The 13,201-nt window shown below is 42.8% G+C and carries 16 protein-coding genes and 1 riboswitch; of the genes, 3 read left to right on the forward strand and 13 right to left on the reverse strand.

Annotated features, from left to right (window positions below; genetic code table 11):
• Positions 1–86 precede the first annotated feature (86 nt).
• Positions 87–272 (forward strand): hypothetical protein, encoded by a 186-nt coding sequence (locus EBQ12_RS02985; RefSeq protein WP_017359125.1) that lies wholly within the window; start codon positions 87–89, stop codon positions 270–272.
• A 33-nt stretch (positions 273–305) separates the two neighbouring features.
• Here EBQ12_RS02985 and EBQ12_RS02990 read toward each other — a convergent pair whose 3' ends face one another.
• Both EBQ12_RS02990 and EBQ12_RS02995 read right to left on the reverse strand, forming a co-directional pair.
• Positions 306–620, reverse strand: a complete 315-nt coding sequence (locus EBQ12_RS02990) for a DMT family transporter (protein WP_017359126.1) — start codon at positions 618–620, stop codon at positions 306–308.
• A complete protein-coding gene (locus EBQ12_RS02995) occupies positions 617–946 on the reverse strand; it encodes a DMT family transporter (protein ID WP_024719620.1) in 330 nt (109 codons plus the stop codon). The genes EBQ12_RS02990 and EBQ12_RS02995 overlap by 4 nt, the downstream gene beginning before the upstream one ends.
• A gap of 66 nt (positions 947–1,012) precedes the next feature.
• A riboswitch (guanidine-I (ykkC/yxkD leader) is annotated at positions 1,013–1,124 on the reverse strand.
• Between the two features lie 199 nt (positions 1,125–1,323).
• Here EBQ12_RS02995 and EBQ12_RS03000 point away from each other — a divergent pair.
• Positions 1,324–2,382, forward strand: coding sequence for a bifunctional transcriptional activator/DNA repair enzyme AdaA (locus EBQ12_RS03000; RefSeq protein ID WP_125588989.1), 1,059 nt, complete (start codon positions 1,324–1,326; stop codon positions 2,380–2,382).
• Here the strand turns inward: EBQ12_RS03000 and EBQ12_RS03005 are convergent.
• The 5 genes from EBQ12_RS03005 to EBQ12_RS03025 form a co-directional block, all read right to left on the reverse strand.
• Positions 2,377–2,922: a GNAT family N-acetyltransferase gene (locus EBQ12_RS03005; protein ID WP_035392303.1), complete on the reverse strand. Its 546-nt coding sequence runs from the start codon at positions 2,920–2,922 to the stop codon at positions 2,377–2,379. The two genes, EBQ12_RS03000 and EBQ12_RS03005, sit on opposite strands and share 6 nt — an antisense overlap.
• Positions 2,923–2,938: 16 nt before the next feature.
• Complete coding sequence (locus EBQ12_RS03010) at positions 2,939–3,427, reverse strand: small multi-drug export protein (protein WP_007498817.1); 489 nt, start codon at positions 3,425–3,427, stop codon at positions 2,939–2,941.
• A gap of 310 nt (positions 3,428–3,737) precedes the next feature.
• The gene (locus tag EBQ12_RS03015) at positions 3,738–4,490 is read right to left on the reverse strand and encodes an HAAS domain-containing protein (RefSeq protein ID WP_125588991.1); all 753 of its coding nucleotides are present in this window, start codon (positions 4,488–4,490) and stop codon (positions 3,738–3,740) included.
• A 4-nt stretch (positions 4,491–4,494) separates the two neighbouring features.
• Complete coding sequence (locus EBQ12_RS03020; protein WP_052320600.1) at positions 4,495–4,821, reverse strand: PadR family transcriptional regulator; 327 nt, start codon at positions 4,819–4,821, stop codon at positions 4,495–4,497.
• Between the two features lie 114 nt (positions 4,822–4,935).
• A complete protein-coding gene (locus EBQ12_RS03025) occupies positions 4,936–5,457 on the reverse strand; it encodes an acyl-CoA thioesterase (protein WP_008346212.1) in 522 nt (173 codons plus the stop codon).
• 179 nt (positions 5,458–5,636) lie between these two features.
• On the opposite strand from EBQ12_RS03025, the gene EBQ12_RS03030 reads away from it, so the two are divergent.
• Entirely contained in the window at positions 5,637–6,497 is an 861-nt protein-coding gene (locus EBQ12_RS03030; protein ID WP_125588993.1) for a dimethylarginine dimethylaminohydrolase family protein, read from the forward strand.
• A 63-nt stretch (positions 6,498–6,560) separates the two neighbouring features.
• Here the strand turns inward: EBQ12_RS03030 and EBQ12_RS03035 are convergent, their stop codons facing one another.
• From EBQ12_RS03035 to EBQ12_RS03060, 6 genes are all read right to left on the reverse strand, one after another.
• Positions 6,561–7,529: an ABC transporter ATP-binding protein gene (locus EBQ12_RS03035; protein ID WP_008346217.1), complete on the reverse strand. Its 969-nt coding sequence runs from the start codon at positions 7,527–7,529 to the stop codon at positions 6,561–6,563.
• Positions 7,519–8,436 carry a C40 family peptidase gene (locus EBQ12_RS03040; protein ID WP_125588995.1) on the reverse strand — a complete coding sequence of 306 codons (918 nt, stop codon included), beginning with the start codon at positions 8,434–8,436 and terminating at the stop codon, positions 7,519–7,521. The genes EBQ12_RS03035 and EBQ12_RS03040 overlap by 11 nt, the downstream gene beginning before the upstream one ends.
• Positions 8,436–9,515, reverse strand: coding sequence for a dipeptide epimerase (locus EBQ12_RS03045; protein ID WP_125588997.1), 1,080 nt, complete (start codon positions 9,513–9,515; stop codon positions 8,436–8,438). The genes EBQ12_RS03040 and EBQ12_RS03045 overlap by 1 nt, the downstream gene beginning before the upstream one ends.
• Complete coding sequence (locus EBQ12_RS03050; RefSeq protein WP_125588999.1) at positions 9,512–10,453, reverse strand: S66 peptidase family protein; 942 nt, start codon at positions 10,451–10,453, stop codon at positions 9,512–9,514. The genes EBQ12_RS03045 and EBQ12_RS03050 overlap by 4 nt, the downstream gene beginning before the upstream one ends.
• A gap of 114 nt (positions 10,454–10,567) precedes the next feature.
• The gene (locus EBQ12_RS03055) at positions 10,568–12,187 is read right to left on the reverse strand and encodes a peptide ABC transporter substrate-binding protein (RefSeq protein ID WP_072367664.1); all 1,620 of its coding nucleotides are present in this window, start codon (positions 12,185–12,187) and stop codon (positions 10,568–10,570) included.
• The gene (locus EBQ12_RS03060) at positions 12,184–13,197 is read right to left on the reverse strand and encodes an ABC transporter ATP-binding protein (RefSeq protein ID WP_007498841.1); all 1,014 of its coding nucleotides are present in this window, start codon (positions 13,195–13,197) and stop codon (positions 12,184–12,186) included. Before EBQ12_RS03060 ends, EBQ12_RS03055 begins: the two co-directional genes overlap by 4 nt.
• Positions 13,198–13,201 lie beyond the last annotated feature (4 nt).

Here is a 13,201-nt window from a genome sequence, read left to right on the forward strand (position 1 = left end):
CGTGTTTTTTATTGAATATTCATTCAATTCTGCACCTAGCGTGATATAATATGAATAGACCTTTTATCACAAAAGGAGTGATGGAGATGAAAAACATGACTTTGTTTGGTAAAGTGAGCTTTTGGCTCGGCATCGTATGTCTCATCACGGGCATTTATCTATTTATGACCGGAGAAAGACTCATTCCTTTACTTACATTTGGTGTATGTTTTCTGCTTGTGAGTCAGCTTTACCGCAAAAATGAAAACGATTCCAATCATCATTCGATGTAGCAAAAAGGCTGGCACATGTTTGCCAGCCTTTTCTTATTCAATGATTTTTAACCCGACCGCTGCTGATAAAATGAGTGCGATAAATAAAATACGTTTTGCGTCTTTCGACTCACCATAAAACAGCATTCCGACAATCGCTCCTCCAGCTGCTCCGATTCCTGTCCAAATCGCATACGCCGTTCCCATCGGAATTGTATTCATCGCAAGAGACAGCATCAGAAAGGAAAGCGAAAAGCCAGCTGCTATGAAGAAAATCCATTTGACATGGCGATCTTTCTGGAATTGATTCATCATGGTGACACAAAGCATTTCTAAGATGCCTGCCCCAATGAGTAAAAGCCAGCTCACGATTCAGCCTCCCCTTTCTTTTCACCTGTGGTCAATTTGAGTCCTAATACACCGCTTAAAAGGACCATGATCAAAAGTAATTTTACTAGCTGTACCGGCTCACCCATGACCATCCCTACTATGACCGTACCTGCTGTTCCAAGTCCGGTGAAAACGGCGTAAAGTGTGCCAACTGGAAGTACCGTCGTGGCTTTCAGGAGTAGATAAAAGCTGACGACAATACAAACGATGGTTGCGCTCCATTCCAATATAGAGCCAGCATATTTCAACCCCATTACCCAGCCGACTTCAAATACGGCTGCAATCAAAACATTTCCCCATTTCATTCGATCTCTTCCTTTCTTACCGATTCCAAGCAATAAAAAAAGCCCGGAAATCGATCGTTTGATCAAATCTCCCGGGCTTTTATCCCTCCGTGTCCATACGGCCCATTCTTAGAGGACCCTATGTGTTTTCTCTCGGTCCAGACTGCGCTGCCCGCACGGAACCCTAGAAAACCAATTCATGATAATCAGATCTAGCATAGAGCCGATTCTGTATGAAAAAGTGTATCACACCCTGATATGCCGGTCTACCACTTTGCTTTTCCCCTTCAAATATACTTGTTCATTTTTCGAAAGAAAGTGGATGAAAGCGAAGTATACTAAATGTTAGAAAGAGGAACGACCACATCACTGATATAATAAAACAAGAGGTGGATCAAATGATGATGACCGACGAACAAAAACACGAATTTTATCAAGCACTTGTTGATAAGAATCCGCAATATGATGGCACGTTTTTTGCTGGTATTAAAACAACCGGCATCTTCTGTCATGCCACATGTACTGCTAGAAAACCAAAATATGAAAACTGCGAGTTTTTCTTTACAGCAGAGGAGGCGCTGCTTGCAGGGTATCGGCCGTGTAAGCGATGCACGCCTTTAACATATCCTAACAGCATTCCAGAAGAAGTCAAAACACTTGTATCAGCAGTTGAAGAGAGTCCTGAGAAACGGTGGAAAGAAGAAGATTTTCGCCAATTAGGGATTCACTCTGCAACAGCTCGGAGAAAATTTAAAGAAATCTATGGAATGACCTTTGTTCAATATGCTAGATCACGCCGAATGGGGTTAGCGTTTAAAGAGATTCTGAACGGAAAAAAAGTCATAGATCAGCAAGTCACCTTCGGTTACGAGTCTTCCAGTGCATTCAATGATGCCTTTACGAAAATCATGGGAAATCCACCCAAAAAGGCGCAAGTCAATATTTTGCATGCGAATTTTATTTCTACTCCGATTGGGCGGATGATGAGCATTTCAGATGCAACCCATATGTATTTGCTTGAATTTATGGACAGGCGAGGATTAGAAAGAGAAATTGAGAACATCAGAAAAAAACATCATGCCCGTATTTTAGTTGGAGAAACAAACGTCCATCAGCAATTAGCAAAGGAATTGGCCTTATATTTTGAAAAGAAACTCACGCAGTTTACTGTGCCACTTGCTATACATGGCACCCCTTTTCAGAAAAAGGTATGGGATCTTCTCTTACAGATTCCGCCAGGCGAAACGAGATCGTATCGAGATCTTGCCATCATGCTTGGCGATCCCCATTTGGTTCGGGCAGTTGGAAATGCAAATGGTGCCAATCAGTTGGCCATCATCATTCCTTGTCACCGAGTCATTCAAACAAGCGGTGAACTTGGCGGATATGGCGGGGGAATCGAACGAAAGAAATATTTACTTCAGTTAGAACAAAAGAAAAAGCGGCTCTCCTTATGATTCAAGCGAGCCGCTTTTTCCGTCACGAGTAACACTGTAAACATCAATCATTTGATCCCATTTTGAAATGGTTTTTTCTTTTTTCATCCCCATTTTCATTGCGACCTTGACTGACGCTTCATTGTCAGGGCGAATTAAGCTAACCATTCGCCTCACCTTCATTTCGTCAAAACCATACGCAAGACAGCCTTTTGCAGCCTCAACAGCATATCCTTTTCCCCATGCCGATCTCTTTAGCATATAACCAATTTCAAGCTCTGTTTGTCCTTCGACGTTTTGGAGAACAATTCCGCTTTGTCCAAGTGGTTCTTTCGTTTCTTTTTCTTCAATGATCCACAGGGATGTATGATACGTGCGGTCATTCTTTTGATTCCAAGCAATCCACTCTTTTGTCTGCTCTTCATCCTTTAGTGAAGGATAATACTTCATGACCTCTTCATCTTGGAACAGCTTTTCATATAAAAAAGGCGCATCGTCTTCATCCATTGTTCTCAGTCTGAGGCGCTCTGTTTCAAGCACGATCCGTGTTTGATATGCCATTTTTTATCCTCCTTGCTTACTTGCTAAAAATATCTCCGAACAACCCATTTGAATCTGGGGCAAAGTAATGGAACCCCGCACCCGTTAAACTAGCAGCTAATGCGGTCCACATGATTAAACTGACCGTCATCCACACAGTGACTTGTTTTCTTTTCGTACCGAAGCTCATACACATAAAAGCCGCTAAATGACTGCCAATGATAAAAGGACCGATAAGTGCCAAACCAGGGAGACCATACCGTTCCCAAACCTTTCTGGCTTTCAGCTGTTTTTTCTCTCCTTTTTCATCATGTTTCTCCTCTTTCCTCTTCAGCCACCACGCTTTAAATCGGTCTACGAAGACGATGAGTAGCAAGACGGTAAGAAAGTTGCCGACGAATCCAATAACTGCCGTTGTCACAGGATGCAGACCACTTAAAATCCCCAGCGGAACGACACCAACCACTTCAAAGAAAGGTAAAGCAGCCAATATAAAAACGAGTACATACCCCCATACAATATCCAATCACAGAACCCCTTTTCATTTTTGTCCTCTTCTCATTGTAAAGAAAAATGTGATCCCATATCTACATTTTTTTAGAAAAAGAAAAGCACATCGCAAGAGATGTGCTCCAGATTGTTGACAAAGGGCTAAAATGAACTTGATTTTAGCCCTTTGTCTTCTTTTCAGCGTGATAGAAAACCTTTGCAGCCCTAGGAAGGACGAGTACTGGCGCGGAGCGAATTTGACATTCGTGAGCACCAGCACGCAGGACTGACAAAGAATGCGAGGGTTTGTCTACACGCTGAAGCACATCGCAAGTAATGTGCTCTATTTACATTAAATGTTCATTTTTCTTGTTTGTTTTCCGTAAAAAAGCGATTGTGAGCAAGACTAAAATCAAAATGGATGCCAGACTTGTGAAAAGAAGCATGAGAGGTGATGTCCATCCAAGCCATTCGAATAGAAGTTGCGGTCCAAAGAAGATCACCGGAATGAGCGACACCATATTCGCCTTTAATATGGCATTTAATAAGATAATACACAGCAGTAACAGAAGAATGACGCCCCATCTTTGGCTCGAGGTCAGCACAAGTAAAGGAGTACCAAGTTTTTGGTCCAATAATTTCACTGTGATCAAGGCTGTCATCTGAAAAACACCTAATATCCAAAAGTAAAAGAATGCCCTCCTGCTTGTTTGAAAGGCAGAAGCTCTAAACATCACAATGGTCATGATCACATTGGCCACTATGATGAGCGGATAACCAATGAGTGCATACCAAGAATACGATAAACTTTGACTGATGGCATCTGCTAACATCATGTAAAAAAGAGACCCAATTAAAAAAGCACTGACAAACGGAACCCAGTCTTTATGATTTCTAGAGAGCTCTTTCGCTAGCTCGTCAGCAAAGCCCCGTGGATCTCCGCCAAATACATCTTCCCCTGTTTTCCCATCTTTCTCAGCTTCGACAGCATGTGTCGTTAATTCATCCATCACTTCGTCGATCTCGTCCTGATTTTTCCCTTTTGATATGAGATAGAGTTGCAGCTCTAATAAGATGTGTCTCGTTTCTTTTGTTACCATCTTCTCACTTCCCTTTATGTAATAATCGCTCTACATTCTCTGACAGCTCTTTCCATCGCATGATAAAATCTGTCAGCGCCTCTTCGCCTCTTTGTGTGAGCGTATAGTATTTCCTTTTCGGCCCGCTCGCCGATGCTTTTGTGGACGTACTGACCAGCTGTTCTTTTTGCATACGCAGCAAGATCGGATAAATACTTCCTTCACTAATCTGATCAAATCCATAGTGCGCAAGCTTCTTTGTCATTTCATAGCCATAAATTTCACCTTCAGAAATAATCGACAGCAGGCATCCCTCTAAAATTCCTTTTAGCATTTGTGTTGATTGTGTCATCATCGATCCTCCGCTTTCAGTACCTTGCATGACAAGATAGTTTGATCTTACCACACACTATCTTGCCATGCAAGATACCGACTCAAAAAAAAATCACCGCTTAAAGGGTGATTTTTACGCCCAAGGCTTATCCGTCCCAAGTGCGTCAGCCAAAGCTTTACTATGCTTCCGGCGGCTTTTTCTTTCCTCTGCCCGCTGCTTCGCTGTTTGATGAAGCATGATTTCTTCCTCTGTTTCCGGCATGACTTGTGGAACTCGTTTTGGCTTCCCGTTTTCATCAAGCGAGACAAAGGTAAGAAATGAAGTTGCTGCGAGTCTGCGCTCTCCAGACATCAAGTTTTCCTTAATGACTTTGACGAATACTTCCATAGAAGATGTGCCGACCCATGTCACATAAGATTCTAAGCAGACGGACTCTTTCTGTCCAATCGGCTCTAAAAAATCAACTGAATCCATTGATGCGGTGACTGTTTCACTACGGCTGTGTCTTGCTGCCGAGATGGAAGCAATGTCATCTATATAACTCATTAATTTCCCGCCAAATAACGTTTGGTGGTTATTCGTATCGAGGGGAAATACCCTGCTGGTTTTCACAACTTTCGATTCCTTGCAGTATTTGAAATTTTCTTCACTCATCGTCATAGCTCCTTCTTGCTGTTTTCGTTGATGCGGAACGACTTTTATTAAACACTATTCTATTAGGTTTGTCTAAACTTTTTGCTTTAGTCTCTCATGAGAGATTTTCTTTCGGAAATGTTTCAACATTTACTAGAAGGAGGAATAATATAACTATCGATAAACAAGGAGGCCCTTTGATGGATTCTATGAAATCAGAGAAAGTGTATAAAACGCCGCAATGTATGAGTGAATATGATGATTTACAAGAAGTCCTCTTATGCAGTCCAATTTATATGGAAATTAAACAGATCATCAATGAAACCCAAAAGCATTTTGCAAGAGAAAATATTTCTCAAATCAAAGCCCTCACGCAGCATAAGCAATTCATCCAAACGCTGAAAAACCATCATGTCCGGCCTGTCCTTCTTCCTGCAAATGAACGATTCCCTGAACAAGTCTTCACTCGGGATATTGGATTTACAATTGGACAGACTTTATTTGTTTCAAACATGGCAGCCCCTGTCAGACAAGGAGAAGAACATTCCTTAAAAGAATGGGCACAGACAAAAGGATGGACAACCATCACGCTGGATGATGGAACGATTGAAGGCGGCGATGTGCTTGTAGACCAAACACGGGTATTTGTGGGGATCAGCAAAAGAACAAATCTAGCCGCCATCCAGCAACTCAAAAAAGAATTGCCGAATCACGACATCATTCCTATTCATCTTCCTTCTCACATTTTGCATCTTGATTGTGTGATGAATATTCTTTCTCATCATGAGATCTTGATTTACCCTGAAGCTTTTACGGAAAAGGATCTTCATATGCTCAAAAAGCATTATGATCTCATTAAAATAAGTGAGCAAGAGCAGTTCACACTTGGACCAAATGTGTTGTCCATTGGTCAGAAAAAAGTCATCAGCTTACCAATCAACCAAGAAACAAATGCTGCATTAACAGCACGCGGCTACACCGTCATTGAAGTGGATTTTTCAGAAATCATTAAATCCGGCGGCTCTTTTAGATGCTGTACATTACCTATTAGGCGTTCATAAAAGCCAAAAAGCCAGCTTGTTTTTACTCGCTGGCTTTTTAAACGCTTGTCTACTTCCCTTTATCTATTTCCTATCATATAAATGACAAGCCACTTCATGTCCTTCTTCGACTGCTTGTAATACTGGCTTTTTGTCCGCACATACATCCATTGCAGCAGGACATCTTGTCCGAAATACGCAGCCGCTTGGCGGATTCACTGGACTTGGAATTTCTCCCTTTAAAATAAACCGCTTGCGTTTATCTTCCACATCAGGATCTGGAATCGGGATAGCAGACAGCAATGCTTGTGTATATGGATGAAGCGGTGTTTTATATAAAGCATCACTGCTCGTCATTTCCACGAGATGTCCTAAGTACATGACACCGATTCGATCGCTAATATATTTAACCATCGATAAATCATGGGCAATAAATAAAAACGTCAATCCTTCTTCTTTTTGCAGTTTTTTCAGCAAATTCACGACCTGAGCTTGAACGGATACATCTAGTGCAGAAATCGGCTCATCTGCCACAATAAACTTTGGCGATAAGGCGAGTGCCCTAGCAATCCCTATTCTTTGCCTCTGTCCTCCGCTGAATTCGTGAGGATAGCGCGTAGCAAAATCATGACTTAACCCCACCGCTTCAAGCAGTTCCTTCACACGCTCGAGTCTTTTCTTTTGACTGCCATACAATTGGTGGATCTCCATCGGTTCTAGCATAATATCTTTTACAGAGAGCCTAGGATTTAAAGAAGAATACGGATCTTGAAACACCATTTGAATTTGTCTATTGAAATCAAATGATTCTCGGTTCGATAAGTGATGGAGACTTTTCCCTTCATACAAAGCTTCCCCTTCTGTCGGGTCATAAAGCCGCATGAGCACTTTTCCAAGTGTAGATTTACCACAGCCTGACTCACCAACAAGACCAAAGGTTTCGCCTTGTTTCAGCTGAAAGGTGACACCATCTAATGCTTTTAACGTTCTTCCTTTCGATAGATGAAAATGCTTTTTTAAGTTGTTGACTTGCAGAAGTGGTTCACTTCCCATCACATCTCCCCCTCTCAGCTTTCAAATACCGCCTTGTTCCTGCCCATTCCTGTTCATATGAAGTACCAGCAAGAGTAAGAAGTTCAATCTGTCTGCCCGTTTTAGGCGAATGAAGCATCATTCCATCTCCAGCATACATCCCTACATGGCGAACAGCTCCTTTCCCATTGTCATTGGCAAAAAACATGAGATCACCTGGCGCCAAATGATTTGATGCGACTGGGGTTCCTTGAACTGCTTGGTCACTTGCGTCTCTCGGTAATAAACATCCACACGCTTTGTACATACTGTAAACAAAACCCGAACAGTCGTAGCCATAGCTGCTCATGCCGCCCCACAAATATGACAGTCCAATAAATTGTTTTCCTATGGCTAAGGCATCCTTACCGCTCATAGAAGAAGGTGATGAAGCACGGCGCACATCTTCTTTTTTGATTTCTCTTCTTCCTACTGGAGTTAGAACATCAAAGGAATCGCTCATTTCTTCAACAAGTGCTAGTTCTGTTAAAAAACTAACCTCCATATCCGGTGTTCCGTTTTGATATAAAACCGCTTTTTTCTGACAAACAATCAAGGGACTAGCAGGTGGTTCACTCTCTGATACTTCATTTAATTGCTCTACAGGGATATAACCTGGGTAGCCTTGCGGGTGTTTCCGGCTTGCCTGCTGCGGGATGACAACTTTCATCCAGCCATCTGTTTCCTCCAGCCCAATGACTCGTTCGCCAAGCAGTACTTGGGTTTGAATAAGATTTTCTTCACATAAGGCCAATTTCTGTTCATATGTTTGCTCATCAATCCATTCTTTGATCTGGACGGAACTTTGAAGAACGTGTCGATCTATTTCTCTCGGCGACTGCGGTGCTGTCCATATATTTGCGACTGGAACCTTTGATTCATATAACATCATAAGACCCCTTTCACTCTTTGAATGCCTAACCCATGATGCGGCGGAAAGAGAATATCTTTTCCTTGATAGATAATTCCTCCGTCTATTAAGTCCTCTTTGAGCATAAGCGGCGCATCAAAATCGTAACGGGTAATATTCGGTTGGCTTGCAGCAAGATGAGCGGCTGCGGAAATCCCTAGTTTTGATTCGATCATACTGCCAACCATGCACTTGACGCCGTATGCTTCTGCTAAACTATTGATTTTCAGCGCTTTTTTGATACCGCCTGTTTTCATTAATTTTAAGTTGATGAGATCACAGCTGCTCGTTTCTAACACCTTGATGGCATCATGGAGGCTAAAAATACTTTCATCTGCCATAATCAATGTGTCTGTTGCTTCCGTCACCCGGCGCAGACCCTCGATGTCTTCTTTAGGCACTGGCTGCTCGACTAGTTCAATATCGAGTGCCTCCATTTTTCGAATGGCGACAATCGCTTCCTTCCATGTCCAGCCTTGGTTGGCGTCAAGCCTGATTTGAATATCCGACCCGACTTTTTCTCGAATCCGTTTGATCCGCTGAATATCCGTATCTATATCATCTTTTCCCACTTTGATCTTTAAGGTACGAAAGCCTTCAGCTGCATATTGCTTCGCATCCTCTGCCATTTCTAGCGGACGGTTGACACTAACCGTGTAATCCGTTTCCAGCTGATTACGATAACCACCAAGATATTGATAAAGCGGCAGGCCAGCCTGCTTCGCTAAACCATCGTAAATCGCCATATCTATTGCAGCCTTTGCACTCGTGTTGCCTACAAGTACACGGTCGATCGCTGAAAAGATTTGTTCATATTGTGACAATGAGGCCCCAATCAAGATCGGCCTCATCACAGCGCAAATAGCATAGTCGATGCTTTCCAGTGTTTCACCTGTAATGACCGATGTCGGCACTGCCTCTCCATAGCTGACATCACCTTGATCATAGGTGATGATCACAATAAGAGATGCGGCGTCATACACCGTTCTTAATGCTGTTTTGAAAGGCTTCTTTAGCGGTACATTCGTTCTGCATGTGCGAACATCTACGATTTTCATTTGATCGCCTCTTTCGCTGCAACACCTGGGGAAATATGAAGTTTTTTCCCTGTAGCATCTAATGTTGCGTGCACGCCGATTGGAATGGCGAAGTTTGGAGATGAATGACCGATCCGAAAACCACCAAGTGCAGGTTTCTGTTGCGGAACAATATACGTCTCCCATAACTGATCGAGCGTTAACGACTGCTCTTTCTTTTTCGGCTCACATTGATGAAAATCACCAATGATAAATCCAGCCGCATCACGTAATTTTCCTGCAGAGGCTAGGTGCTGCATCATTCGATCGATTTTATATGGTTCTTCGTCAATATCTTCTATCAATAAAAGCTTCCCCTTTGTATCAATTTCAAAAGGTGTACCAAGTGTCGTGACAATAAGGGCAAGATTTCCTCCGGTGATTTCGCCTGAAGCCGTGCCATGGTAAAAAGTGTGAAGAGGTGACAGGTGGTTCGTATACGAAAAGGCTTTCGGAGTGAATAGCTGTAAAAAGGTATCCTTTGTATACGGGTGAACCTCTTCAAGTCCCACATCAGAGGAGAGCATTGGACCATGAAAGGTGACAAGACCCGTCTGCTGCTGAATGGCTGTATGTAAAAACGTAATATCACTGTATCCCCAAAAGATTTTTGGGTTCCGGCGAATCAAATCATAATCAATGGCTTCTGCAATTCTTCCTGTTCCGTATCCTCCGCAAGCACAAATCACTGCCTTCACGTCTGGATCTTGAAACATGTGATGAATATCTTCCACTCGTTCATGATCATGACCTGCTAAATAACCATACCGGGAGTCGATATACTTCCCCTTTTTCACCTTTAGCCCTAAGCTTTCTAAAAAAGAAATACCTCTTGCTAATTTCAGCTCATCTGGCGGGCTTGCTGGTGCAATGATTCCCACTGTATCTCCTGTTTGAAGTGCCACTGGCAGATGGTTCATGCCAATCCCCTCTTTCTCTTCGTTTCTTTCAATCTATGGGCATCTTCTTCATAACATGAACAAATAAAGGAACAGACGCTTTTTTCAAAGCGTCCCGTTCTCTCATTTTTTCATTTACTCTCCATCTACCTGTGCCCATTTCAAATCAATGTAACCAACAGGATGGCGGACAATGCCCTTTACGCCTTCTTTTTGTAAATAGACTTGGTTATAAAAATGAATGGGAATGATCGGTGCTTCTTCCATCAGAAGTGCCTCGGCATCATGCAGCATACGATTTCTCTTTTGTTCATCTGCTTCTTGACTCGCCTTTTTGATCAGCTGATCATACGTATCATTTGACCAACCTGTCCGGTTCATCGCATTTCCTGTTTGGAAGCTCTCTAAGAAATTGATTGGGTCTGCATAGTCAGCTAGAAATGAACTTTGCGAGAATTGGAATTTGAGTGCCTTTTGATCTTCTGCAAACACATTTGCTTCCATGTTGGCAAGCTTCACATCTACCCCTAGCGCTTCTTTTAATTGTTGCTGAATGGCTTCTGCTTTTTTCTTATTTTCAGGCTTTGTACTATATGTTAATGTGACGGGCGGAAGCTTAGAATAGTTCTCTTCTTTCAACCCTTTTTCTAATAGTTTTACAGCTTCACTCGTATCATGTTTGACAAGGTCGCCGCCAGCTTCTCTGAAATCTTCACCCTTTGAATCTAAAATTCCTGGTGAAACGAAGGCACGTGCTGGCTTCTCTTCATTTTTCGTCACATACTCTACAATATCCTGAGGATTGATCGCCATTTGAAAGGCTTTGCGAATGTTCTTATTTTGAAAAGGCTCCATGTTGACATTTAGACGATAAAAAAACAGCCCTGCTTGATCCTCAATTTGCACATCTTTGCTTTTTAACAGGTCTTCACTTTGTTCTGCCGGAACGAAGGCCGTATCTAAATCTCCTGATTGATACATTTGGTAATCTGTGTTTCGGTCACTGATCATGAGCCATTTCACTTGATCTAGCTTGACCGTTTGTTTGTCCCAATATGTGTCACTTTTTTCCATTGTAAAGCTTTCATCATGCTTCCACTCTGTCAGCTTAAACGGTCCATTGCCGACAAAGGTTTTCGCATCCTTGGCCCAGTTCGGGTCCTTTTCCGCTACCTTCTCATTCACTGGGAAAAAGGCAGGGTTTGCCGTCATATTTAAGAAAGATTTCTGCGGGTATGCTAGCTTGACCTCTAGCGTTTGATCATTAACAGCCTTGACTTTTACATCTTCTTTCTTCCCTTTTCCGCTGTTAAACGCTTCGCCCCCTTCAATCATATAAGCTAAGAATGCCGCAGAAGAGCCCGTCTTTGGATCTAGCAGCCGCTTCCACGCATATTCAAAATCACTTGCTTTGACTGGATCACCATTTGACCACTTAATCCCATCCCTTAAATGGAACGTGTACGTTTTTCCGTCCTTTGAGATGTCCCATTTTTCCGCCATGGCAGCAGATGGTTCGTGCTTCTCATTCAGTCTCGTTAATCCTTCCATTAAGTTATTGAGCCCTTGCCAGGACACATTATTAAAACCAATGGGCGGATCAAATGATGTCGGTTCGTTTTCGTTATTTAATGTTAAAACTTTCTCTTCACCCTTGCTTGAAGATCCTTTGCCTGCTTGCTCATTGGCTGTACATCCTGCAAGCAGCATCACTGTGATAAAGCACATACTGAGAATCCAACCTGTTTTTCTCATGAAAAACTCCCCCTTTGTGTTGAAGATAAAACCGTTTGCTTCGCTCGTTCATCTTGAAGCCAGCAATGTACTGCATGTGTAGGTGAACGCTGCGTTTCATGCGGCATAATATGATCACACACTTTCATCGCAGACGGACATCGATCGGTATATGGACATCCTTTTGGCGGGGCAAATAAATCAGGCGGGCTTCCTTCAATAGGAATGAGTTCATCTTTCATATCCAGCCTTGGAACGGATTGCAGCAGCCCTTTTGTATAGGGATGCTGCGGACTGTAAAAGATATCTCGCCTTGTCCCAACTTCAACGATTTTCCCCCCGTACATGACAGCCACTCGATCAGCGACTTGTGCTACGACCCCTAGGTCATGTGTGATTAAAATAATCGTCACGCCTGTTTTTTTCTGAATCTCTTTAAATAGTTCTAAAATCTGCGCCTGTATGGTTACATCTAGTGCAGTTGTCGGTTCATCTGCAATCAGCACCTTCGGCTCACAAATAAGAGCCATTGCAATCATGAGCCGCTGCCTCATGCCACCGCTGAATTGATGCGGATATTGCTTCAGTCTCTCTTTCGGCTGCGGAATCCCCACCAAATCAAGCATACGAAGCGCCTCTTCTTTCACTTCTTTTTTTGTCAGCTTCTGATGCACTTTTGCAGCCTCCATCAACTGATCTCCAATTGTCAGCGTCGGATTGAGTGCCGTCATAGGATCTTGAAAAATCATGGAGATATCGACACCACGTATGCTGCGCATGTCTTTTTCAGATAATGACAGCAAGTTGCGATCACGAAACCAAATTTCCCCTTGATCGACTTGTGCGCTGTATGCAGGGAGAAGCCGCATGATACTTTGAGACGTCACACTTTTTCCGCAGCCTGATTCTCCGACAATGGCGAGGGTTTCTTTTTCATACACATCCACATTCACCCCGCGTACCGCTTGAACAGAACCGCCATATGTCCGAAAGCTAACATGCAGATCGATAATCCGAAGCATTTTTTTCATCACG

The sequence above is a fragment of the Bacillus sp. 2B09 genome, from assembly GCF_003946835.1.
Lineage (GTDB): Bacteria > Bacillota > Bacilli > Bacillales > Bacillaceae > Bacillus > Bacillus altitudinis.